Genomic DNA, 22,180 nt, shown 5'->3' on the forward strand with positions numbered 1-22,180 from the left:
GTCTTTATATGTGGGCCATCGTTTTTTGTTTCACTTCGCAGTCGTTCCCCTGGAATTTTGCTGAACACAAAAGGGCAGGCCGTCCTCTTTCCAGGGACTCCATGAATCTCCTGAACCGAAACTTCTATACTTCAGGCGAAAAAAAAAAGAAGGGACATAAATTCCTTCACGTCCCTTCAATCCAATGATTTCAGTAATTTCCTATCGATGCCTCGATAAGTATAATATATTTAATTTAGTATTTTTTAGAAAAACTATGATATACTTAGTCAAACCTTTTTAAGCGTTTTACTTTACTTGTGCCATTTACCCTGCTTATCGTTGAGCAGGGTTTTTTGCTATGTATTTTCACAAAACAAAAAAAGACAGATCCTATAACAAGGATCCGTCTTTTTTTGTTATTGAAATTATGCTTTTTGAACGTTAGAAGCTTGAGGTCCGCGTTGGCCTTGTTCTACTTCAAAAGTAACTTCTTGACCTTCGTCTAAAGATTTGAAACCTTCGCTTTGGATAGCTGAGAAATGTACGAATACGTCGTCTCCGTTTTCGCGTTCGATGAATCCAAAACCTTTTTCTGCGTTAAACCATTTTACTTTACCTTGTTCCATTGTTGTTGCCTCCTAGTGCATCTAAGCACAATGTATTACTATCCTTGCTCTAAGTCATCATCGAAAACGAAAAGTAGTACTTTTAGTATCCTTAGTACCGAACAAAAATAATTAAGACTAAGCATAACATTAAATGGTAGCGATTGCAAATAGTTTGGATAAACTTTTTTCCAGCAATTTTTAATACTCTCTCAATTCGATGAAAAAATAAGCAGTAATTAAAGTGGCTCTATCTATTACACACGAACTCTTACATGCATTCATCCAAACAAAAACCTCTCGTAAACAAAGTTAATGAGAGGTTTCAAAATGTAGACAAACTCGATATTATTTATGATTGCCTATAATTTTTTTGAGGGAGTGTAAAACGGAACGTTGATTTCCTCTCCAGGCACTCACTTTCCGCGGGTGGTCCGGAAGCCTCCTCGGCGCTCTTAGCGCCTGTGGGGTCTCCATTGGACCCGCTTTTCCCGCAGGAGTCCCGAACACCCGATCCAATCAACTATGTTTAAAAATTCAGATAGAACCCCTTTTGTCTACAAAAACCTCCCGTAAACAAAGTTAAGAGAGGTTTTTGTAGATGTTTACATCAAATATTTATTTTTCGGTAATGAACTTCTCTACCATTTCTTCTAAAGTCGCCGATTCATTTGCTAAATCTTGATTTTGTTCCTTCAATCCAGTCATTATGGTACTTTGTTGAATGGCAGCTGCCGAGATTTGCTCCGTTGTTGCGACTCCTTCTTCTGATATCGCCGCAATTTCCTGAATGGATGCCAGGCTTTCATCCGAAGACTCATTGATTTTTTTCGAATGGGCGGCTAATTGTTCCGTGCCTTTCAGCAATTTCTCTACGGATTCAAATATCTTATTGAAAATCTCGCCATTGTTTTCAACTAAGGAAACACCATTTAATATATCCTGAAAACTCTCATCATTATTTTGGATGACTTTGGCTGTTTGTTCATTAATCCGCATAATGGATTCTGAAATGATATCGATGGATTCATCTGTTTGCACAGCCAATTTTTGCACCTCTTGAGCCACTACGGCAAAACCTCTGCCGGCATCACCAGCCCGTGCCGCTTCAATGGAAGCATTCAGGGATAGCAGGTTCGTTTGAGAAGCAATCACCCTTATTAAGCCAATCACTTCATTTATCTTCACTACATCCTCTTCCAGGCTTACCAAATTGGCTTTATTCGCTTGGCCGTTTTCCATGATTTTATCCATCTGGCTCGTTACATCTTGCACTTGTTTACTTCCTTGTTCAGCAAGTGTATTGGTATGCAGGGTAAATTCATTCATTTCATTCGTTTGTTCGTTCATTAAACGGATTGTTTCCGTTAAGTCACTGATCATATTGGAAATTCGGTCAATATGGTGGGCACGTTCTTCTGAAGCTTTTGCTTCTTCCGTTGTCCCCGTCACTATCTGGCCATAGGATTCCACCATCTCTTCAAAGGATTGCTGAATGGACACTGTCGTTTGATTCATCGTTTGGGCGTGTTCACGGACATTCTGGATAATATGCGCCAAACTTAACCTCATATCTTCGAATCCATTTGAAAGATCGCCAATCTCATCCTGTCTACCAACGGGAATCGATTTACTTAAATCCCCTTTTGCCATTTTATTCGTGTAACCAACAAGTTCATTGACAGGCCCCGAAATCTTTTTCCCGATGACAACGGCGCATAGCACACCTAATATAACGGCACTTGCAAGAAATAAGATATTATAGAATATCATTGTGCTTTTTAATTCATCAATGAATTTTGTATCCATATCGATTCCGACAATCGCGTCCGTCCCTTTGATTGCCGTAAAGTATGACTTGTGTGTACCCCACTTATCTTTATATACTTCACTTAATACGTCTTCGTTTCCATTTATCGATTTTGCCTGTTCCGGCGTGAAGGGGGATTCCACCATGTAGTCCTCGCTGCCGTTCAAGGCTACAATCATGTCGACATCGTTCTCCCGCTTCAAAACATAAACATATGAGATTCCCTTTTTATCTTTAGCAAAGGCATCCAACTCCCGCTTAATCTCTTCTCCCCGTACCGAAGCTTTGTTTATCAAAGTGGGATTGAGGCTTGCTGCTAAACTGTGGGCATTTTCAGAAAGACGTTCATCGAATTGCGGAAGGACATTCTCATTGATCATTTTATTAGTAATATAGGAAAAGCAAAGGCCCATGGCCCCTGCGAAAAGTACGAAAGGAATAATATAAAACAAGAATAGTTTTGCCAATAGAGATTTTTTAGGATTCAGCTTTGAAAATCTCATTTCCATGCCCCCTTAGATGAAAACCAGGTTTTTTATAGTCAAATATGGTATTAAGTCCAAATGAAGCAATTGGAGATTTTTATTCAAATCCTCACTTCTATAAAAGATGATGGCCATGCTCCGGTCATTTTGAAAAGGAAGCTGCCTATATTCCAAGACATGTTCGAATTCATGACGAAGTCCGTCATGATCAATACGTGCAACATCTTCCAGATTTATTTCCAGTGGAACCTCTGCAAAGAAAAAGCTATATATATGATCGTCCATCTCTTCCAATATCCGATTCCAATCGGGTTTCGTTCCAGAAAAATAGTGTTCGTACATATTCATTCCATAGGCATGGTAACCTAGATCCGTTGTACCCGCCCCGGCAAAACGCAAGGGATTGATTTCGATGGGCATCAACCGATTTCCTTTTTTGCGAATTTCAAAGTGTACAGGGTAATTACTAAGTGGAAGGACCGTTTGGATATTCCTCATGAACTTTAGTGCATCATGATAGATTTCATTAATGGCCGACTTCGAAGTATAATAAATTCGATCGGAAGTATCGTAATCATCCTTGAATAATCGTTTGAAGACATTCAAAATGACCGGTTCACCATCTTGATTGTAATAACCATCAATGGCATACTCTTCACCCTGAATCCACTCTTCTATTAAAACGGTCTGGGAACCGATCACCTCTGAATCATATAATCCATCCGAATGAAGTAAATCCGCTTTAAGTTGGTTCACGGCTATATCCCAATCCTGCTCATTCTTGACTTTGTGCACCCCTACACTTGAATAGCCAATATTGGGTTTGATAACTACCGGAAACGGTAGTTGATTTTTATCCAGGTCACTTATTATGGATAAATCGATATCTTGGAAATAGAAATCAGGATATAAAGATTTCGTCAAATTTCGCACCTGACTCTTATCCTTCAATAACTTTGACCATATGTATACATTGCTATTCGGTTGAAAATGACCTAATACTGTTATGCCATTTTCGGAGTTTGTTAGAATTCTTTTGTCCATTTCCATGGACTTGAAAAATTCGGTATCTTTTTGAATGTTTAGCTTTTCTGATGTTAATCCGTCTCCCCATTGCCCTTGTTCCAATACTGGAATTTGCCTTTCCTCCAACACCTTTAGAAGAATTGGCGACACAATGGACTCATTCAAAATAATCATTTTTTCCACCTAACTTATACTGTTTTTTGTATCTCCATATTTAATCGGTTAAAACAAGTAAGTTTTTAGCTTAAATAGGTATTTATTATTAAAAATGAATTAAAAAGCAAGATATCACTATATCTTTTTACCTATTCGATCTAAGCTGAAAATTATTTGGGGACAAGGGATAAGCCCGGATTTAGCCCCGGGCTCTCCTTTTTCCTATGCTCATGTTGAAGGAACTCCTTTCATTCTTGTACATCTACAATGATATGGTTTTTCGATTTGATGCCGAACTTGAATAGGGCATACCCTAGCATTCCGCCAAACGTATTTAATAATAGATCATCCACATCAAAGATGCCGATATTAAAGACAGCCTGAGAGACTTCGAAACAAAGACTTACTATAAAGGAAATACAGCATACTCTCTTTAGATTTATATATCCCTTTTCAATAACGAGGGGTAGAAATATACCAAAAGGAATGAATAATGCGATGTTTCCTAGCAAATTGAATACATTGTGATATGTCCTATTTTGGACAGCACTCACTATTTCATTAAGTGGTATGAAATTACCGAACAATAATAATCTATCCTTCATATTTGCTGGGTTTTTTAGATTACTTTGAAGCTGTTCCAGAAGAAAAGTTATATCAATATGGCCAAACTTAAATAAAATGACTTTGGTTAGCAAAAATATATAACTAGCAAACAAGGCTGGAATAATGATATCCTGTATTATTATTTTCTTCATTTCTCTTGCCCATCACGTGCATGCACAGAAGAAAAAGCAGTCACGATGACTCCACCCATATTATCTCCAGATACTTCATACGCGTCGGCCTGTACTTTAACCGTCTTTTTTGAGGATACAGGATAATAAGAGACTTCATATTTCACACCCCTTATGGTTCCCCCAATTTTCTTTTTCTCTTTTATATAAGTAAGGTATTCTTCCAAAGTAAAATTCTTTTTCTGCATGATTCTACTATGGGGAAGACCAACATAGCGGAAATGCCATGGCTCATATTCAATTCCTGTAATAGCCTTTTTATTTTCCGGATAACGTAAAATAAAACCGTATTTCGAAGCATTCTTTTGCAGCCACCTTCCTTCCGGGGCTTCATTCATACCTGATAAGGTGGAGCCTATATCAAGTGATAACCCTAAGTTGTGCTCACTATAGCCAGCTGGTAAAGCAAATGCAGACCCCTTTTCTTGATAGAGCTGACTTTGCTCCTCTTCATTCCGATACCCGCTGCTAATCATGAAATGACGGACATTATCTTTTTCAGCCGCACGAACCATTTTCAAGAATTTCTCTGCCACACCCTGTGACAGGCGAGTCCTTTCGTCCAACAGACCGTATCCCTCTATTAGTTCTTTGTGTTGAAATAGATTAACCACATCAGATTTGATCCCTCCCTGATGTACAGGATGTTCCTTATTGACCAATAACAAATTCCCTTGGTAAACCTGATCCTTAGCTATTTCTAACGTTACACTCTCCTTCGGAACCCTTAGACCATGTCTTTCATCAATAATTTGAAAATCACCGTCAGATTTATATTCGTTTACTTCACGTGCAAACAGCAAAAATAAAACAAACAAAAAAACCCACTTCTTCATGAACAGTCCTCCTTACCTTCTTTCTATAGGTTAGGAAAAATAGTTTAAAAAAATAGTGGGGAAATTATAAAATTTTTCTTAAATCACTGCGGTAATCGCACTTCAAATAGAGTCTGTATAGAATCGCTTTTAACGGATATCGTTCCATTATGCTGTTCGACAATATTTTTTGCGATGAATAAACCGAGACCCGTGCTTCCATCTTTATGGGACCGCGCCTTATCATTTGTGTAGAACATATCAAAAACATAAGGTAGTTCTTCCTCAGGTATACAAGTTCCATAATTGATAACTTGCACCACAACCTCCCCTTTATCAGTGAAACCAAGGATATCCACGAACTGTCCATCGTTTCCATAACGTACGGCATTGGTCAATAAGTTTTCGAATACACGTGCCAATAGGTCGCCATCACCTGAAATATCTAAATGCGATGGAAGTGTCAATCTTGCACTCAAGTGGTTTTTTTCGAAGAGTGGATATAGTTCTTCACTTAATTGAATGAGCAATTCACTTAAGTTGAGGGATTTTTTCTCTAATGGAAGCATGCCATAGTTCATTCTGGTTATTTCAAAAAGTTCATCAATAAGTTTCTCTAAACGTTGGGATTTCGTATAAGCAATCTTCGTAAAATGCCTGATTCGTTCTGCAGGTAAATCTTCTTCTCGAAGGATAAAGTCCAAATATCCTAAAACGGAAGTTAGAGGTGTACGTAAATCATGGGCCAAGTTCAGAACCAATTGATCCTTACTGCTTTCTGCAAAATCGCCTCTTTCTACGGCTTCTTGTAATTTCTCACTTGCCCGGTTAATATCTTCCGCTATATCCTGGAACTCATCTTTTGATAAGATGTCGACTCTGCTTTTAAAGTCACCATTTGCGAGATCATTGATTCCATTGGAAATCTTATTAAAGTATGTCGCATAAGGTTTTGTAAGGAAAAAGAAGAATAGTATCGAAAGTGGGATAAAAATGATTAAAAAGAAGTTTAGATCTCCATATATATTCATGATCAAACGCAAACGGAACAATGGATCTTCGACCTTTACATTCGTATGATAATAGAGTTGAAGGCCTTTATATATCAGGAAGGTAATGGTTCCGGCTATCAACATACTCAATGCAAGCAATACAATCATTTTAGCCCGGAAGCTTCGTAACATGTCAGCCATTGAATTTATATCCCACTCCCCAAACTGTCGTGATGAACTTGTTTTTATTTTTATCCTCGCCAAGCTTTTTCCTTAGCGTACGAATATGAACCATAACAGTATTATTGCCCATTTCATAATACGCTTCGCCCCATACATTCTGAAAAATACTTTCCGCACTAAATACTTTTTGGGAATGACCGGCTAAGAGAACCAAAATATCGAATTCCTTCGGAGTTAGTTCGATGGCTTCATCATATAGTATCACTTTGCGCTGATCCGGATAAATGGTCAAACCGCCGACTTCCAATATAGATTCGTTTTCGTTTGAGGCTTGATTCAACTGCATTGCCCGTCGCAATTGCGCATTCACGCGTGCGACCAATTCCATTGGATTGAAAGGCTTGGTCATATAATCGTCCGCCCCCATCACCAATCCGGAGATTTTATCCAGATCGGAACTTTTTGCACTAAGAAAAATGATAGGCATTTGATATTTCTCTCTAATTTGACGGGTAACTTCATAGCCATTCAACTCCGGCATCATGATATCCAAGATGGCCAAGTCTATCTTCTGATCGCTAATAACACGAATGGCCTCTTTCCCATCCGATACCTTGATATAGTTATATCCCTCTTTCTCCAAATGCAAAGCGACCAGGTCAGCAATTTCCACCTCATCATCAGCTATCAATATGGTAATCCGCTTCATCTGTATCTTACTCCCTTTTACATATTCCCATTACTATAATTGTACTCCATTCCATTCCGATTTTCCAAATTGCTACTGGTGACCCATCATAACTGATATGCCTTGCCATTAACCATGAATTTCATATACCTTTACCTTCATAGTCCCCTGAATATTTCAAGCCAATTTTTTTATTGTATCTTAATAAGAAAAGGCCACACACTATTGATCAGCTTTAACATTTCATATTTTAAAAACTTTTTCATTCAGCAACAGTGGCGGTAGTATTGAAAGAAAAATAGAAAGAAAAGGTTCACTAGAATTTTCGTGGAATAACTAAGACTAGTTCATATTCAATTCATAACTTCTTTGTATACTACAGTTTATAATGAAGATCAAGAAAGGATGTTAATACATGAAACAAGAACAAGAAAAAAAACAAAAAGGCTGGAGCCAGTTCATCCGATTGGTTCAACAAACGAAGCCTTCTAAAATAATGATCGGGATTGCATTAATATTAAGCTTAAGCACAACAGGCGTAAGTTTATTGGTCCCATTATTCACAAAAAATCTTATTAATGATTTCTCCCTTAGCTCCCTAAATGCGGAACGGGTCACACTTCTCGTTCTTGCGATTATCGTTCAAGCATTGGCCAGCGGGTTTTCCATCTATTTATTGAATAAAATCGGTCAATCTGTAGTCGCCGGCATCCGCGATCAACTATGGAAAAAATTGCTCGTATTACCCGTGAATTACTTCGATGAACAACCATCGGGCGAAACGGTCAGTCGGATGACAAATGATACAACGGTAGTGAAAGGCTTGATTTCGGAACATCTATCCAATTTCGTTACCGGAATCATATCCATCGTCGGCGCCATGATCGTGTTATTTTTGCTTGATTGGAAAATGTCACTGTTAATGTTCATTGCCATCCCACTCTCCGTTTTAATATTACTGCCACTTGGGAAGAAAATGCACCGCATATCGAAAGGGATGCAGGATGAGACAGCGAGCTTCACCGCAGTCCTCCAGCAGGTGCTAACGGAAATCCGGCTTGTTAAAGCATCAAATGCAGAAACATTCGAATATGAAAATGGAAAAAAAGGAATCACCCAATTATTCCATTTTGGTTTAAAGGAAGCAAAAATCCAAGCGCTGATCGGTCCGCTGATGAGTCTCGTCATGATGGCATTACTCGTACTGATTTTAGGTTATGGAGGGATGCGTGTTTCATCAGGAGCCCTGTCCGCAGGTGCTTTAGTGGCTTTCATCATGTATCTTTTCCAAATTATCATGCCAATGGCGCAACTGGCAGCTTTCTTTACGCAATTCCAAAAAGCCACCGGCGCAACAGAGCGCATCATTTCCATTCTGGATTCAGTGGAGGAAGAAGATGCGAAGCAGCCAGTTCAAAATATAAGTCAATCAATCAGTGTGGATCACCTGAACTATAGTTATAATAATGGAGAACAGGTACTTAAAGATATAAGCTTTAACATTGAAGCCGGAAAGGTCACTGCAATTGTCGGCCCAAGCGGCAGCGGAAAAACGACCCTTTTTTCGTTATTCGAGCGTTTCTACAAACCACAGCAAGGGTCCATTTCCATTGGCGGGAAATCCATAAATGATTTCACACTGCTTTCATGGAGAAGCCAGATTGGATATGTTTCTCAAGAAAGCCCGATTGTATCAGGTACAATTCGAGATAATATTTGTTATGGCATCGATCGGGATATAACGGATCAGGAATTAAATCAAGTAGCTAAAATGGCATATGCAGATCAGTTTATTTCTGAGCTTCCGAATGGATATGATACAGAGGTTGGTGAAAGGGGCATGAAATTATCAGGCGGCCAAAGACAAAGAATCGCCATCGCTCGTGCGTTTTTAAGAAACCCTAAAATATTAATGCTTGATGAAGCTACCTCCAGCCTAGACAGCAAATCAGAAAAAGTTGTTCAACAGGCATTAAATGATTTAATGAAAGGCCGAACAACAATAGTTATCGCCCACCGCCTATCGACCGTTATCGGTTCAGATCAAATCATCTTCCTTGAAAAAGGCAAAATAACAGGCAGCGGAACACATAAAGAGCTATATAATACGCACTCATTATATCGCGAATTTGCTGAACAGCAGTTACACAAATTTGAACTGGCCTAATTCACCGAAAGGAAGGAAGAAGGATGACAAAGATATTAATAGTCGATGATGATGCACATATTCGCGAACTTATAAACCTGTTGTTAAGAAAAGAAGGATTTGATCTATATGAAGCCTCGGATGGACTGCAAGCATTGGCATTAATGGAGAAGGCGAAAATCGATTTGGCAGTCATCGATATTATGATGCCTAACATGGATGGATGGCAATTATGCAAAGAGTTAAGGGAATTTAGTGATATCCCCATTTTAATGCTGACTGCAAAAGGGGAAACAACTCAAAAAGTAAAAGGCTTCGGTCTTGGGGCTGATGATTATCTTGTAAAGCCATTTGAACCGATCGAATTGGTTCTTAGAATAAAGGCATTATTAAAACGGTATAAAATCACTATTTCACAAACATTAAATATCGGCGAGTTAAAAATGAATCGCAACACACATGAAATGTCATTCAAAGACCAGGAATATACAATTCCATTAAAAGAATTCGAGTTGTTGTTTAAATTAGCAAGCTATCCTGGAAAAACTTTTTCCAGGGAAGATCTTATTGAAGACATTTGGGGCTATGATTATGAAGGTGATGAACGAACTGTCGATGTTCATATTAAAAGAGTGAGAGAACGGTTTCCAGAATCGGAATTCCCCTTCCGGATTAAAACGATTTGGGGATTGGGCTACCGTTTGGAGATAACTAGATGAGAAGCAATCGATTTTTCAAACAAACGCTTGGCATACTGTTTTTTCTTACGTTTATTTCAATTTGCTTTTCGGCCGGTTACTATATCATTCAGCTATTGCCATTAAGGTTAACAGATTATCCTCGGTATCTGGCCACAATCCTGACAAGCATCGCAATCATGATATTCATTGGTTTTCTTATCCAGGCCATCCATCACAAAAAACGGGTAAATATTTACCTCGAGATCATAGATGCCTTAAGGAAAATAGCAAATGGCGATTATAATGTACAATTGGATTTTAAAATGGATAAGAAAAACGAAATGACCGATATCATTAACCACTTCAATCACATGGCCAAGCAATTGAAGCAAATGGAAGAGATGCGGCAGGAATTCATCTCTAACGTCTCACACGAAATACAGTCGCCCCTAACCTCCATTGTAGGATTTGCCCAAGCTCTTCAATATAATAAGCTGACAATCGAAGAACGAAATCATTATCTTAATATAATTGAAACAGAGAGCAGGAGATTATCTAAATTAAGTGATAACCTTCTCAAGCTTACATCCTTGGAATCCGAGCATCATCCTTTTGAAAGGACAGACTTCCGGCTGGATCAGCAAATACGAACCATTATTTTGGCTTGTGAACCGACGTGGTTGGAAAAGGAACTCGAATTGGATATATCTTTAGAAAAGATTCAAATTTTTGCAGACCAGGATTTAATGAGCCAAGTATGGACAAATTTAATACACAACAGTATCAAATTCACCCGCCATCGTGGAAAGATCACGATTCGGCTACAACAGATTGATGATCTGGCATCCATAACGATATCCGACAATGGAATTGGCATTTCCGAAACAGACCAGTTCCATATATTCGAACGATTCTATAAAGCCGACCTGGCAAGGGAACGTACAAAAAGCGGGAGCGGTTTAGGTCTATCCATCGTGAAAAAGATTATTGAAATGCACGAAGGGACCATATCCGTGGAAAGTGAGCTAGATAAGGGAACGACTTTCACCATTCTGCTTCCTATTTCGTGAAGGATTTGGTGATTGTTGAGGTTTATTTTAAATCCATAGTCATAAAAAACAGCTGCAATGGCAGCTGTTTTAAAAATCTATTTGTTGGTTTTGAATAAAGTATGATTAAAATTAAATGAACCCTAAATAATCCGAATTTTTTTTATTTCCGCCAAAAAGTTGAACAGTCTGCCTTATCCAAAATATTAAAATCGATCATTTTCTCAAGTAATGAGAAATCAACCGGACGATCCCACTTGATACGTACCAACTGCTTGGTGTGATCATAGCCGGCCTGAACGATTTCATCAGAAAAATGATTAATCCCTGCTATTTCAGGGGCAACAGCCAAATGATGTTTAGCTACGCTAAAGCCAATGATGTATGTGCCATGATCAGTAAACATAGGCTGATTCCAAGCGATTTTTGGCATTAAATTTGGATATTTCTTAATTACACAAACCAATACTTCTTCCGTTCGGTCCCGATGTTGCGGGTTATCAATCTTCTTTAAAAATTCCGCAAAAACTTCCATGTCATTCTCTCCTAAAATTAAAATATTTTTGAATAATGTAATTTTCCCCTCATCCGTATCATCAATATGTATTAAACGACTTTATTTACAGTGCACACCGATTCCTCGGCATTCTTTAATCCACTTGACAACTTTAGAGGTTCTCGTTCTTTTAGACATAAAAAAACACCCCTTTGGCTAATCATAGCCAAAGGGGTAAAGCTTCGCAACTTTTTATAAACAGTAAAACTTTATTTTAAATCTAAAACATACATTGCATTCATTCCTACTTACTCAACCGTTACACTTTTCGCAAGATTACGCGGTTTATCCACGTCACATTCGCGGTGCAAGGCTGCGTAGTAAGCAATGAGCTGCAGCGGGATAACAGAGATAAGGGGTGTTAATAGTTCATTCACTTCCGGGATGACGAAACGGTCATCCTCTTCTTCAAGCCCCTTCATGGAAATGATGCAAGGGTTGGCGCCTCGGGCAACCACTTCCTTTACATTACCACGGATGCTTAGGTTGACACCCGCTTGCGTAGCAAGGGCTATGACAGGTGTACCTTCTTCAATCAAGGCGATCGTTCCATGTTTAAGCTCTCCGCCAGCAAACCCTTCCGCCTGGATGTATGAAATCTCCTTCAGCTTAAGGGCCCCTTCAAGCACAACATAGTAATCAAGGGAACGGCCGATGAAGAAGCAGTTTCTCGTAACGGACAAATATTCACGGGCAATGTCTTCCATCTCTTCTTTCGAATCACATAGGGCTTCCATTGCTGTCGCAACGATTCCAAGCTCTTTTACAAGGTCGAAATCATACTCCATGTTACGGAATTGGCCAGTTACATTCGCTAAGATCGATAAGACTGCCACTTGAGCTGTGTAGGCCTTTGTAGAGGCAACGGCAATTTCAGGGCCAGCATGCAGCAAGAGCGTATAATCCGCTTCACGTGACAATGTAGAGCCAGGTACGTTCGTGATGGTCAGGGCTTTATGTCCAAGCGCTTTGATGGACACTAACACGGCACGGCTATCTGCAGTTTCACCACTTTGTGAAATGAAGATGAATAGCGGTTTTTTCGATAATAACGGCATATTGTAAGTGAATTCCGATGCCACATGGACCTCAACTGGAATTTCAGTCATTTTTTCGATGAATTGCTTACCAATCAACCCTGCATGATAGCTGGTTCCGCAAGCGATGATATAAATACGGTCAGCCTCACTTACGGCTTCAGTAATGCTATAATCGATTGCAAGTTTACCTTCTTCATTTTGGTATGCTTGAATGATTTTACGTATGACAGCTGGCTGCTCGTCGACTTCTTTAAGCATATAGTGCGGATACGTACCTTTTTCAATATCACTCGCATCCAGTTCAGCAGTGTATGGAGCACGCATGACTTCTTCGTTGGAAAGGTTCTTGATCGTTACCTTTTCTTTTGTCACGATAACCATTTCCTTATCCATCAGTTCAAGGAATTGATCTGTGACTTGCAACATGGCCATTGCATCCGAAGCGACAACGTTAAAGTCTTTTCCGACACCGATTAGCAGCGGGCTTTTGTTTTTTGCGACTAAGATGGTTTCATCATTTTCAGCATCCAATAGGCCAATGGCATATGAACCCTCCAAAAGAGTGAGTGTTTGACGGAACGCCTCTTCCACTTCCATGCCCTCGTTTACGAACTTCTCTATGAGTTGAACGATGACTTCCGTATCCGTTTCACTTTTAAAGGCAACATCCTTCAAATATTCACGTTTTAGAATCGCATAGTTTTCAATGACCCCATTATGAACTAAAGTCAATCTACCTGAATTACTTTGGTGAGGATGGGCATTTTCACGGCTTGGCACACCATGGGTGGCCCAGCGCGTATGTCCTATTCCAGTATGTGCCATAGTATTTTCATCAACGGCTCCGCGTAAGTCCGCGATTCTTCCCTTTTCCTTAAAGATTGTAACGCCTGCTTCATTTCTCACAGCAATCCCTGAAGAGTCATAACCGCGATATTCAAGTTTTTCAAGACCTTTTAATAAAATTTCCTTTGCATCGTTAAGTCCAATATATCCAACAATTCCACACATAATTTCTGCTCCTCCAACCGATTCGAGGGAACAGGAATGCACGGGGGCATCCCTGCCCCCTCATCTCTGATATATATTTTTATAAAGGAAATGCCTTAAAGCACTTTTTCCCTTTGTGCATTTCCAACCCTTTGTGCAGTAAGTTGCCCTACTGTTTTAAGATTGGAATTACTGCGGCTGTGCACTTCAGCCGGGAGGTATCCGCCGATCATTCGATAAACCTCCTCCTCGTCAACTAAGCCATTTCTCGTCCAGACTTAGTTCAGGCGCTTTTGTGAATCCGTTTCTCCTTGCCTACCCTCCTTTTTAACACAACCCTTTTCAGAAAATGAGTTGTAAATCAGGATAATCATACCTTAAACAAGGGACATAGGTCAATTCTTTATTACCTAGACCTATAAAAAAGAACTTCTTTATAAAAATATGCATAAAAGGAAATTTCGTTCCTTTTATGCATAGGATTAGTTATTCGTTCATACCCATTTCCGCTCTTACAACTGCGACGATGCGATCTACATAATTAGTGCATTCCTCAGCTGTCGGTGCTTCAGCCATAACACGGACTAGCGGTTCAGTACCGGATGGTCTCACCAAAATACGACCGTTTCCGTCCATTTCCCCTTCGACTGCCTTGATGACTTCCTGTACCTTTTCATTATCGGTTACAGCATGTTTATCGGTAACTCTGACATTGACCAGCGTTTGTGGATATTTCTTCATCTCGCCAGCGAGCTCAGATAAGGTTTTTTGGGTGTCACTCATGATGTTCACAAGCTGCAGGCCCGTCAATAAGCCATCGCCTGTCGTGTTATAGTCCAGGAAGATGATATGTCCGGATTGTTCGCCGCCTAGGTTATAGCCGCCTTTTCGCATCTCCTCGACCACATAGCGATCCCCCACTGCCGTCTGGGCGCTTTGTATACCATGCTCTTCAAGACCTTTATAAAAACCAAGGTTGCTCATGATCGTAGAAACCACTGTTCCCTGTTTCAGGCGGTTATTTTCTTTCAAGTATTTCGCACAGATATACATGATTTGGTCGCCGTCCACTATATTTCCTTTTTCATCTATCGCAATGACGCGGTCTCCGTCACCATCGAATGCAAGTCCGACATCCGCACCTTTTTCCTTTAAGAATTCAGCAAGTGCCTCAGGGTGGGTGGAACCTACCTTATCATTAATGTTCAAGCCATTGGGCGATGCCCCCATCGTAGAGATGTCTGCATCAAGATCTGCAAACAAATGCATGGCCAAGGCAGATGTCGCCCCATGTGCACAATCAAGAGCAACATGAATGCCTGTAAAATCTTCATCCACTGATTGTTTCAAGTACTGGAGATACTTTTGCCCTCCTTCGAAATAATCGTTCAAATGGCCTAAATCTCCGCCTACAGGGCGTGGAAGTTCATCCTTTTCCATATCTAATAGTGTTTCAATTTCCGCTTCTTGATCATCGGATAACTTAAACCCATCCGGTCCAAAGAATTTAATCCCATTATCCGCTACCGGATTATGCGAAGCGGAAATCATGACACCTGCTTCAGCACTTAAGGCCTTTGTTAAATAGGCAACTCCCGGTGTCGAAATGACACCGAGTCGCATCACTTCAGCCCCAATGGATAAAAGACCGGCAACAAGCGCACCTTCCAGCATTTCACCTGAAATTCGAGTATCGCGTCCTATCAGCACTTTGGGTTTCTCTGTATTTCTAGTAAGCACGTAGCCACCAAAACGGCCTAGTTTAAATGCCAACTCCGGTGTTAATTCGCTATTCGCTATACCCCTGACTCCGTCTGTTCCAAAATATTTACCCATCTTTATCGCTCCTTCTTCGAATCGTTACTGAATTTAATGATGATGTTAAAGGAAGGTCATGTCTCTTCGTCTTTTTGTGTGATGGTGACCGAAACCGTTTTAGAATCCAGTTCCCATTCCACTCCCTCAGGCACTGTTACCGCCAAATCCACATCATGCGTACCTTCATCTAAATTACTCACATCTACTGTAAGATTAATGTCGTCTTTAGTTATTTTCTTCAAATCATCCGCCTCACCAAGCAAAGTGATGCTAGTTACATCGGATTCCAATTCGGCATTTTGGTCATCCTGTATGCCCACAGGCACTATTTGTATATTGTTGAAAGTTTTTGACTCAATGGCAGCCGGTTCATCTTCTTCTGTTTCTTCTTCGACTACTTGTTCTTCTTGTTTTTGTTCTGTTTCTGGTTCTTCCTCTTCTACGACCGGCTCTGCTTTCTCTTCATCGACATCAACTTTCTCTGTACGAATCTTGACCTTTGCCTTACCCAAGGACATTTTTTGTACACTTTCCGGTTTATCAAGATCAAGTTCCAGTTCTGTATCACCATCAATTTTCGAGATATTTACAGGAAGAACTACTTCATCTATTTTCTCCAGGCTCGTTTCCGAACCAAATAAGGTGACCTCTTTTGGGTCGACACTTATACTCGTGATACTGATGCCATCCTTTGCCTTGCCAGTTTGCTTCGGTACTATCGACACCGTCTTGGAAGGAATGCTCACTTCTAAGGAAACTGAAACAGTAGATGGCTCGATCGTCACATCCAGTTTGTTCAAGTCCCTGTCCAGGGCTTTAACGGTTGCCTTGCCGTTCACCGTTTCGTTAAGTCCCTTACTTATTTCAAGGTTTGCCTTTACATAGGAAATTTGTTCAATCGCATCTTTAGCACCCGTTATTTTGACAGTTTTCGGGCTGACTGTTGGCTGACCAGCGGTATATCCCTCTTCAAGTAAAGAGCTATTGTACTCGGCCTCAACGGAGAATTCCTTCGTCACCCGTTCCTGAACGTTGACTTCCGCATATTCCGGATCGATCGTCGCCACTAACTTTTCATTCAAATCACTTATTTTAAATGTGACGGTTCTGTCCCCCATTGAGATTGCAGGATCGGAAAGGTCTACATACACTTTAAAGTCCCTTTGGTTTTTTGCATTTATCAATAAGCTTTTTGCTCCCTTTAGAGTAACATCAACCGTCTCCGGCACTCCGCTCACCACTAGATTCTCACGGTCATAGTACACTTCAACCGGTACATTTTCGATTGTCTCCGTACTGATTTCAGGGGCGGTCGATAAACCAAGGGATTTTTTATCCGACTCCATTTCGAAGTTAATGGAAATGAACAAAAGTGCCGCCAAGGCAAAAGCTACGATTCTCATAAACCAAGCGCTATTGGTGAATTTATCCATTCTTTTTCCCCCTCCAGTTAAAGATGCTTGAGGAAGTTGATTTGATGTTTTCCACTACCAGTTCACTTGTAAGCATGGCCCTAAATGATTCTTGATTCAAATCCCGGTAAAGTTCCCCGTTTTTAGTGACGGATATCCCTCCCGTTTCTTCTGAAACGACAATCGTAAGACTATCCGTAACTTCACTCATGCCTATGGCTGCCCTATGCCGTGTGCCAAGTTCCTTTGATATGAATGGACTCTCTGATAATGGCAAATAGCAAGCTGCAGCTGCTACCTGGTTATTTTGTAGAATAACTGCACCATCATGGAGCGGCGTATTAGGGATAAAGATATTAATGAGCAGTTCTGAAGAAATATAGGATTTTAGCGGTATCCCCGTTTCAACATAATCCCCTAGCTCCGTACCTTTTTCTATCGTTATCAAGGCTCCGATCCGCCTTTTTGCCATATAGGTGGACGCCTTTAGGATTTCTTCGACTAACCGCTCTTGCTGATTCTCTTCCGGAACGGTGCCCCTTGCAAAGAGCTTCCCGCGTCCTAATTGTTCAAGTGCCCTTCTCAGTTCAGGTTGAAAAATGACGAGAATCGCCAATACTCCCCAATTCATGACTTGTGCCATTAACCATCCGAGTGTATTGAAACCAAACAGGTTGCTTAAGCTTTTTACAATGACAATTACAAAAATTCCTTTTAGCAGCTGAATAGCCTTCGTGCCCCGAATAATAGTTAACAATTTATATATCACAAACCATACAAGGAGAATATCAATGACATTTACTACATAGTCCCAAACAGTCAAGTTGGTTAAAGACATGTTGTTTCCTCCAGTCAGTATTACTCCAAATACAAATTACAATCTTTATACGATAACCTTAATAGTATACCATTTTTTAAATGATACATCTAAAAACTAGTGTGAGAAATTTACATAGGAAAAATGAATCATGAAAAAGAATTCCCTTCCCTTTAAAAAATAAAGCTGAGCGAAGTCACCGTAAATGAAAAAACGGTGCCCCTCCCAGCTTTATTCCTTATTCCTTTTTCTCCTCTTTAGCAGGAACCAACGAGGTTGCAGTATCCTTTACTTTATACCACATCCACTCAAAAGCTTGGTCAATAACATGGATGCTTCCAGTCACATTCCCTGCTTTTGACATATATTTATGCCCATTTATGACTGTCACATCTCCCTCTACTTCACCATCTATTTGAATGTTACCATTTTGAACTACCACATTTCCCTTGATTGTCTCACCTTCAGGCACAATCACCGTTTCACCTTCGACCACTAAGTTAGGCTGCTTTGATACTGAAAAATGTTCGTCCTGATTATAAGTGGAAAAAACAGATCCTGTCATCAATATGATGAACATCGCTGCCGCTGTCATGAAGGGATGGCTTTTGAACCAACGTTTGGCACCTGTTGTTTTCGTTTCCTTTGGCAATTGAGCCATAACCTTTGCTGTAAAGTCATCCGGGGCCTTTATATGGGAAGTGCTTTGTACAAGAGCGACCGCCTTTTTCATTTCATGAAAGTAATCCCGGCATTCAGCACAGTTATGCAAGTGCTCCCGTAAAACTTCTTTATGCTCCGGTTTGATGTCCTCATCTAAATAATCATGCATATATTCAATGATTTCCTCATGGCAGTTCATTTTTCTCACCTTCTTTTTATAAATGGCGTAGTTGTTTACGCAAGGCTTCCCGACCGCGATGTATCCTCGTCTTAACCGTACCGACCGGCAAATCGAGTATTTCACTGATTTCCTTTAGAGATAACTCTTCAATATACTTCAATACGATTACCGATCGGTATTTCTCGGGCAATTTCATTATTTCCACTTGAATGGTTTCCTGTAGTTCTAAAGATTCAACCTCTTCCTCGGGTTTCGCCATATCCGATGCAATTTGGGAATACATATTCAATCCCTCTGTTCCTGCAACCTCTGCATCTAAATAGTAATCCGGTTTTTTCTTGCGAAGCCGGTCAATACAAAGATTGGTCGCAATCCGGTATAACCATGTAGAAAATTTCATTTGTATATTGAAACTTCGAATATTAACGTAGGCCCTTACAAAGGCCTCTTGTGCCAAATCTTCTGCTTCTTGCCTGTTTCCGAGCATCCTGAAACATATTTGGAACACTTTGTCCTTGTATATTTCGACAATTTCCCCAAATGCATTATGGTCTCCCTTTAATACTTGATTAATTCTCTCTTTAATGAGTGCATCCATTTTCCGGTATTACCCCCGCTCATGCGGCTATACGATTACTACGAACCGTAAGCTAAAAGGTTTCAAAAATTTAATACATTAATTTTAACAAAGTTTTACATTTTATGTTTAAGAAAAAAAAAACAGGGCTATATAGTAAGAAATTGTAAAATCCAAGGGAGTGATTCTCTATATGACTGCAGAACAAATTTTAGACCATATTGAACAATACAGACAGAAAATGATGTTTTTGGCTTCCCGTTCTTCGATGGTGGATAATGAAGTTGTTGAAGTAAGCAGCAAACTGGATTCTTTAATCATCCAATACATCCATTTAACTAAAAATGGAGACCTCACTGACAGACGTGCCCTCAAGTGAATATGGATATACGATTGCAACCATTTATCTATAGATATGTTCCTGTTACATACACCCTAGTAAATAAACCTACGTCTTCTAGCATATAAAAAACAGTAACCCATTACAAGCCGGTTACTGTTTCTTTTATTTTTTCAGTTATAATAATTTTTCTCCAAATAACGAACCCATTAGGGCCACGGCCACGATCGCCGTCTTATTTCGTTCATCTAAAACGGGATTCACTTCAACGAATTCAGCTGATGTAATCAAGTTGGATTCCGCAAGCATTTCCATGGCCAAATGACTTTCCCGATAACTTATACCACCAATCACCGGTGTCCCCACTCCGGGTGCATCTGCTGGGTCGACTCCATCCAAATCCAATGAAAGGTGGACGCCATCCGTTCTCTCCCTTAAATAATCAATGCATTCTTCCATGACCCGTGCCATTCCCATGCGGTCGATCTCATGCATCGTGAATACTTTAATCCCTTTCTCACGGATAAGCTCCTTTTCCCCTTCATCCAATGACCTTGCTCCAATTATTACGATATTTTCCGGTTTCACTTTTGGAGCAAAACCATGGATATTGATTAGGTCCGGATGTCCAAGCCCAATACTGACAGCTAGGGGCATGCCGTGTATATTCCCTGATGGTGAAGTATCTTCCGTATTTAAATCCCCATGTGCGTCGTACCAAATCACACCCACGTTTTCATAGTGCTTCGCGACTCCTGCCAGTGTACCTATAGCTATGGAATGGTCTCCCCCCAATACAAGCGGAAAGGAACCCCCTTCTATTATTTCATCAACTCTTGTAGCTAACAGAGAGTTACCCTTCGCTACAAGCTGTAAGTTTTTTAGATTTGTCCCAGGCTCATCTGCATTTTCAGGGCGGCCTACAATTATATCCCCTAAATCCTCTACTTCTATATTCAACTTTTCAAGACGCTCGACAATCTCTGCGCAGCGAATGGCACTAGGTCCCATATCCACCCCTCGCCTTGCTTGACCGAGGTCCATAGGCAACCCGATGACGGAAATTTTCTGAATAGACATACAATTCCCCCTTTCCATCATTTTATATCGTATATACCGATTGGTTCAACTCGACATTTCCATGTATAAAGATGCACGTTTCTATCACATATGTTTTTTGTGAAATAATATCTTTCTGGGGATTAGTTTACCCAATTATGTCTTAAACAAAAAAAAGTCTTAAACCATTTTTGGCTTAAGACGTAAGTTTTGGTGTATGTAGTTGATGGTGGAGCCTAGCGGGATCGAACCGCTGACCTCCTGCGTGCAAGGCAGGCGCTCTCCCAGCTGAGCTAAGGCCCCTAAGGGTTTTAAAATTTATTAAGCGGAAGACGGGATTCGAACCCGCGACCCCAACCTTGGCAAGGTTGTATTCTACCACTGAACTACTTCCGCAAATGGCTGGGCTAGAAGGGATCGAACCTTCGCATGACGGAATCAAAATCCGTTGCCTTACCGCTTGGCTATAGCCCAATAGTATGATATGTAATGTTTAATGTTCAACAAAATAAAAAGGTGGTAATCATATATTTCCCCAAGACGAAGAATATATAACTAATCCACAGGATTTTATTAAAATGGTGGAGGGGGGCAGATTCGAACTGCCGAACCCGAAGGAGCGGATTTACAGTCCGCCGCGTTTAGCCACTTCGCTACCCCTCCGCAATATATGGTTGTAAATGGTGCCGGCAAGAGGACTTGAACCCCCAACCTACTGATTACAAGTCAGTTGCTCTACCAGTTGAGCTACACCGGCAAGTAAAGAATAAAATGGTGGAGGATGACGGGATCGAACCGCCGACCCTCTGCTTGTAAGGCAGATGCTCTCCCAGCTGAGCTAATCCTCCGAATTAAATGGTGACCCGTACGGGATTCGAACCCGTGTTACCGCCGTGAAAGGGCGGTGTCTTAACCGCTTGACCAACGGGCCGAACTTTTTTTGTGTTCATAGATAGCTTGGGAAGCTCCCAAGCGGATTCGAACCGCTGACCTCTTCCTTACCATGGAAGTGCTCTACCTACTGAGCTATGGAAGCATATGGCTCCGCAGGTAGGACTCGAACCTACGACCGTTCGGTTAACAGCCGAATGCTCTACCACTGAGCTACTGCGGAATAATATAATGTTTCCTAAAACCCATTTAAAGATTTAAATGAATAGCCTGGCAACGTCCTACTCTCACAGGGGGAAACCCCCAACTACCATCGGCGCTGAAGAACTTAACTTCCGTGTTCGGAATGGGAACGGGTGTGACCTCTTCGCCATCATTGCCAGACTATATTCATTTTTGAAGAATTTTCATTCCTTCAAAAC

At 40.5% G+C, this 22,180-nt stretch carries 19 protein-coding genes, 9 tRNA genes and 1 rRNA gene; 4 read left to right on the forward strand and 25 right to left on the reverse strand.

Features of this window, described 5'->3' with window-relative positions; translation table 11 throughout:
• Positions 1 to 407: 407 nt before the first annotated feature.
• The 7 genes from J7J00_RS03125 to J7J00_RS03155 all read right to left on the reverse strand — a co-directional run bounded on the left by J7J00_RS03125 (position 408) and on the right by J7J00_RS03155 (position 7,560).
• Positions 408 to 608, reverse strand: coding sequence for a cold-shock protein (locus J7J00_RS03125; RefSeq protein WP_034304915.1), 201 nt, complete (start codon positions 606 to 608; stop codon positions 408 to 410).
• Between the two features lie 597 nt (positions 609 to 1,205).
• Entirely contained in the window at positions 1,206 to 2,900 is a 1,695-nt protein-coding gene (locus J7J00_RS03130; protein WP_214787404.1) for a methyl-accepting chemotaxis protein, read from the reverse strand.
• Between the two features lie 12 nt (positions 2,901 to 2,912).
• Positions 2,913 to 4,082 carry an ATP-grasp domain-containing protein gene (locus tag J7J00_RS03135; RefSeq protein ID WP_214787405.1) on the reverse strand — a complete coding sequence of 390 codons (1,170 nt, stop codon included), beginning with the start codon at positions 4,080 to 4,082 and terminating at the stop codon, positions 2,913 to 2,915.
• A 230-nt stretch (positions 4,083 to 4,312) separates the two neighbouring features.
• Positions 4,313 to 4,822, reverse strand: a complete 510-nt coding sequence (locus J7J00_RS03140) for a VanZ family protein (protein WP_214787407.1) — start codon at positions 4,820 to 4,822, stop codon at positions 4,313 to 4,315.
• Positions 4,819 to 5,697: a M15 family metallopeptidase gene (locus tag J7J00_RS03145; protein ID WP_214787410.1), complete on the reverse strand. Its 879-nt coding sequence runs from the start codon at positions 5,695 to 5,697 to the stop codon at positions 4,819 to 4,821. Before J7J00_RS03145 ends, J7J00_RS03140 begins: the two co-directional genes overlap by 4 nt.
• Before the next feature lie 83 nt (positions 5,698 to 5,780).
• Positions 5,781 to 6,869 (reverse strand): HAMP domain-containing sensor histidine kinase, encoded by a 1,089-nt coding sequence (locus J7J00_RS03150; RefSeq protein ID WP_144553368.1) that lies wholly within the window; start codon positions 6,867 to 6,869, stop codon positions 5,781 to 5,783.
• On the reverse strand, positions 6,862 to 7,560 hold the full coding sequence (locus J7J00_RS03155) for a response regulator transcription factor (protein ID WP_214787412.1): 699 nt from the start codon (positions 7,558 to 7,560) through the stop codon (positions 6,862 to 6,864). The genes J7J00_RS03150 and J7J00_RS03155 overlap by 8 nt, the downstream gene beginning before the upstream one ends.
• Before the next feature lie 394 nt (positions 7,561 to 7,954).
• Here J7J00_RS03155 and J7J00_RS03160 point away from each other — a divergent pair, with 394 nt between their 5' ends.
• Genes J7J00_RS03160 through J7J00_RS03170 form a run of 3 tightly spaced genes read left to right on the forward strand, consistent with a single transcriptional unit; the run spans position 7,955 to position 11,435 of the window.
• Positions 7,955 to 9,706: an ABC transporter ATP-binding protein gene (locus J7J00_RS03160; RefSeq protein WP_214787414.1), complete on the forward strand. Its 1,752-nt coding sequence runs from the start codon at positions 7,955 to 7,957 to the stop codon at positions 9,704 to 9,706.
• Positions 9,707 to 9,729: 23 nt separating this feature from the next.
• Positions 9,730 to 10,404, forward strand: a complete 675-nt coding sequence (locus J7J00_RS03165; protein ID WP_214787416.1) for a response regulator transcription factor — start codon at positions 9,730 to 9,732, stop codon at positions 10,402 to 10,404.
• Positions 10,401 to 11,435, forward strand: coding sequence for a sensor histidine kinase (locus J7J00_RS03170; protein ID WP_214787418.1), 1,035 nt, complete (start codon positions 10,401 to 10,403; stop codon positions 11,433 to 11,435). The genes J7J00_RS03165 and J7J00_RS03170 overlap by 4 nt, the downstream gene beginning before the upstream one ends.
• Positions 11,436 to 11,577: 142 nt before the next feature.
• Here J7J00_RS03170 and J7J00_RS03175 read toward each other — a convergent pair whose 3' ends face one another.
• The 7 genes from J7J00_RS03175 to sigW all read right to left on the reverse strand — a co-directional run bounded on the left by J7J00_RS03175 (position 11,578) and on the right by sigW (position 19,489).
• Positions 11,578 to 11,949 carry an iron chaperone gene (locus tag J7J00_RS03175; RefSeq protein ID WP_214787420.1) on the reverse strand — a complete coding sequence of 124 codons (372 nt, stop codon included), beginning with the start codon at positions 11,947 to 11,949 and terminating at the stop codon, positions 11,578 to 11,580.
• A 269-nt stretch (positions 11,950 to 12,218) separates the two neighbouring features.
• Positions 12,219 to 14,021 (reverse strand): glutamine--fructose-6-phosphate transaminase (isomerizing), encoded by a 1,803-nt coding sequence (gene glmS, locus J7J00_RS03180; RefSeq protein ID WP_214787422.1) that lies wholly within the window; start codon positions 14,019 to 14,021, stop codon positions 12,219 to 12,221.
• 465 nt (positions 14,022 to 14,486) lie between these two features.
• Positions 14,487 to 15,836, reverse strand: a complete 1,350-nt coding sequence (gene glmM / locus J7J00_RS03185) for a phosphoglucosamine mutase (RefSeq protein WP_214787424.1) — start codon at positions 15,834 to 15,836, stop codon at positions 14,487 to 14,489.
• A 56-nt stretch (positions 15,837 to 15,892) separates the two neighbouring features.
• On the reverse strand, positions 15,893 to 17,251 hold the full coding sequence (locus J7J00_RS03190) for a CdaR family protein (RefSeq protein ID WP_214787426.1): 1,359 nt from the start codon (positions 17,249 to 17,251) through the stop codon (positions 15,893 to 15,895).
• On the reverse strand, positions 17,244 to 18,068 hold the full coding sequence (gene cdaA, locus J7J00_RS03195) for a diadenylate cyclase CdaA (protein WP_214787428.1): 825 nt from the start codon (positions 18,066 to 18,068) through the stop codon (positions 17,244 to 17,246). The genes J7J00_RS03190 and cdaA overlap by 8 nt, the downstream gene beginning before the upstream one ends.
• A gap of 217 nt (positions 18,069 to 18,285) precedes the next feature.
• Positions 18,286 to 18,909, reverse strand: coding sequence for an anti-sigma factor family protein (locus J7J00_RS03200; RefSeq protein WP_063236210.1), 624 nt, complete (start codon positions 18,907 to 18,909; stop codon positions 18,286 to 18,288).
• 16 nt (positions 18,910 to 18,925) lie between these two features.
• On the reverse strand, positions 18,926 to 19,489 hold the full coding sequence (gene sigW, locus J7J00_RS03205) for an RNA polymerase sigma factor SigW (protein ID WP_063236211.1): 564 nt from the start codon (positions 19,487 to 19,489) through the stop codon (positions 18,926 to 18,928).
• A 172-nt stretch (positions 19,490 to 19,661) separates the two neighbouring features.
• On the opposite strand from sigW, the gene J7J00_RS03210 reads away from it, so the two are divergent.
• Positions 19,662 to 19,847, forward strand: coding sequence for an aspartyl-phosphate phosphatase Spo0E family protein (locus J7J00_RS03210; protein WP_076372678.1), 186 nt, complete (start codon positions 19,662 to 19,664; stop codon positions 19,845 to 19,847).
• Between the two features lie 138 nt (positions 19,848 to 19,985).
• Here the strand turns inward: J7J00_RS03210 and rocF are convergent, their stop codons facing one another.
• The 11 genes from rocF to rrf form a co-directional block, all read right to left on the reverse strand.
• A complete protein-coding gene (rocF, locus tag J7J00_RS03215) occupies positions 19,986 to 20,888 on the reverse strand; it encodes an arginase (RefSeq protein WP_286201156.1) in 903 nt (300 codons plus the stop codon).
• Between the two features lie 206 nt (positions 20,889 to 21,094).
• A tRNA-Ala gene (locus J7J00_RS03220) sits at positions 21,095 to 21,170 on the reverse strand.
• 21 nt (positions 21,171 to 21,191) lie between these two features.
• Positions 21,192 to 21,263: transfer RNA gene (locus tag J7J00_RS03225), tRNA-Gly, on the reverse strand.
• A gap of 3 nt (positions 21,264 to 21,266) precedes the next feature.
• Positions 21,267 to 21,341, reverse strand: a tRNA-Gln gene (locus J7J00_RS03230).
• A 105-nt stretch (positions 21,342 to 21,446) separates the two neighbouring features.
• A tRNA-Tyr gene (locus tag J7J00_RS03235) sits at positions 21,447 to 21,530 on the reverse strand.
• 18 nt (positions 21,531 to 21,548) lie between these two features.
• Positions 21,549 to 21,624: transfer RNA gene (locus tag J7J00_RS03240), tRNA-Thr, on the reverse strand.
• A gap of 15 nt (positions 21,625 to 21,639) precedes the next feature.
• A tRNA-Val gene (locus J7J00_RS03245) sits at positions 21,640 to 21,715 on the reverse strand.
• 8 nt (positions 21,716 to 21,723) lie between these two features.
• Positions 21,724 to 21,798 (reverse strand) — tRNA-Glu (locus J7J00_RS03250).
• Between the two features lie 32 nt (positions 21,799 to 21,830).
• Positions 21,831 to 21,903: transfer RNA gene (locus tag J7J00_RS03255), tRNA-Thr, on the reverse strand.
• A gap of 3 nt (positions 21,904 to 21,906) precedes the next feature.
• Positions 21,907 to 21,981: transfer RNA gene (locus tag J7J00_RS03260), tRNA-Asn, on the reverse strand.
• A gap of 45 nt (positions 21,982 to 22,026) precedes the next feature.
• A 5S ribosomal RNA gene (gene rrf, locus J7J00_RS03265) occupies positions 22,027 to 22,142 on the reverse strand.
• Between the last annotated feature and the right edge of the window lie 38 nt (positions 22,143 to 22,180).

The organism is Bacillus sp. ISL-4 (genome assembly GCF_018613275.1).
Lineage (GTDB): Bacteria > Bacillota > Bacilli > Bacillales > DSM-1321 > Peribacillus > Peribacillus simplex_E.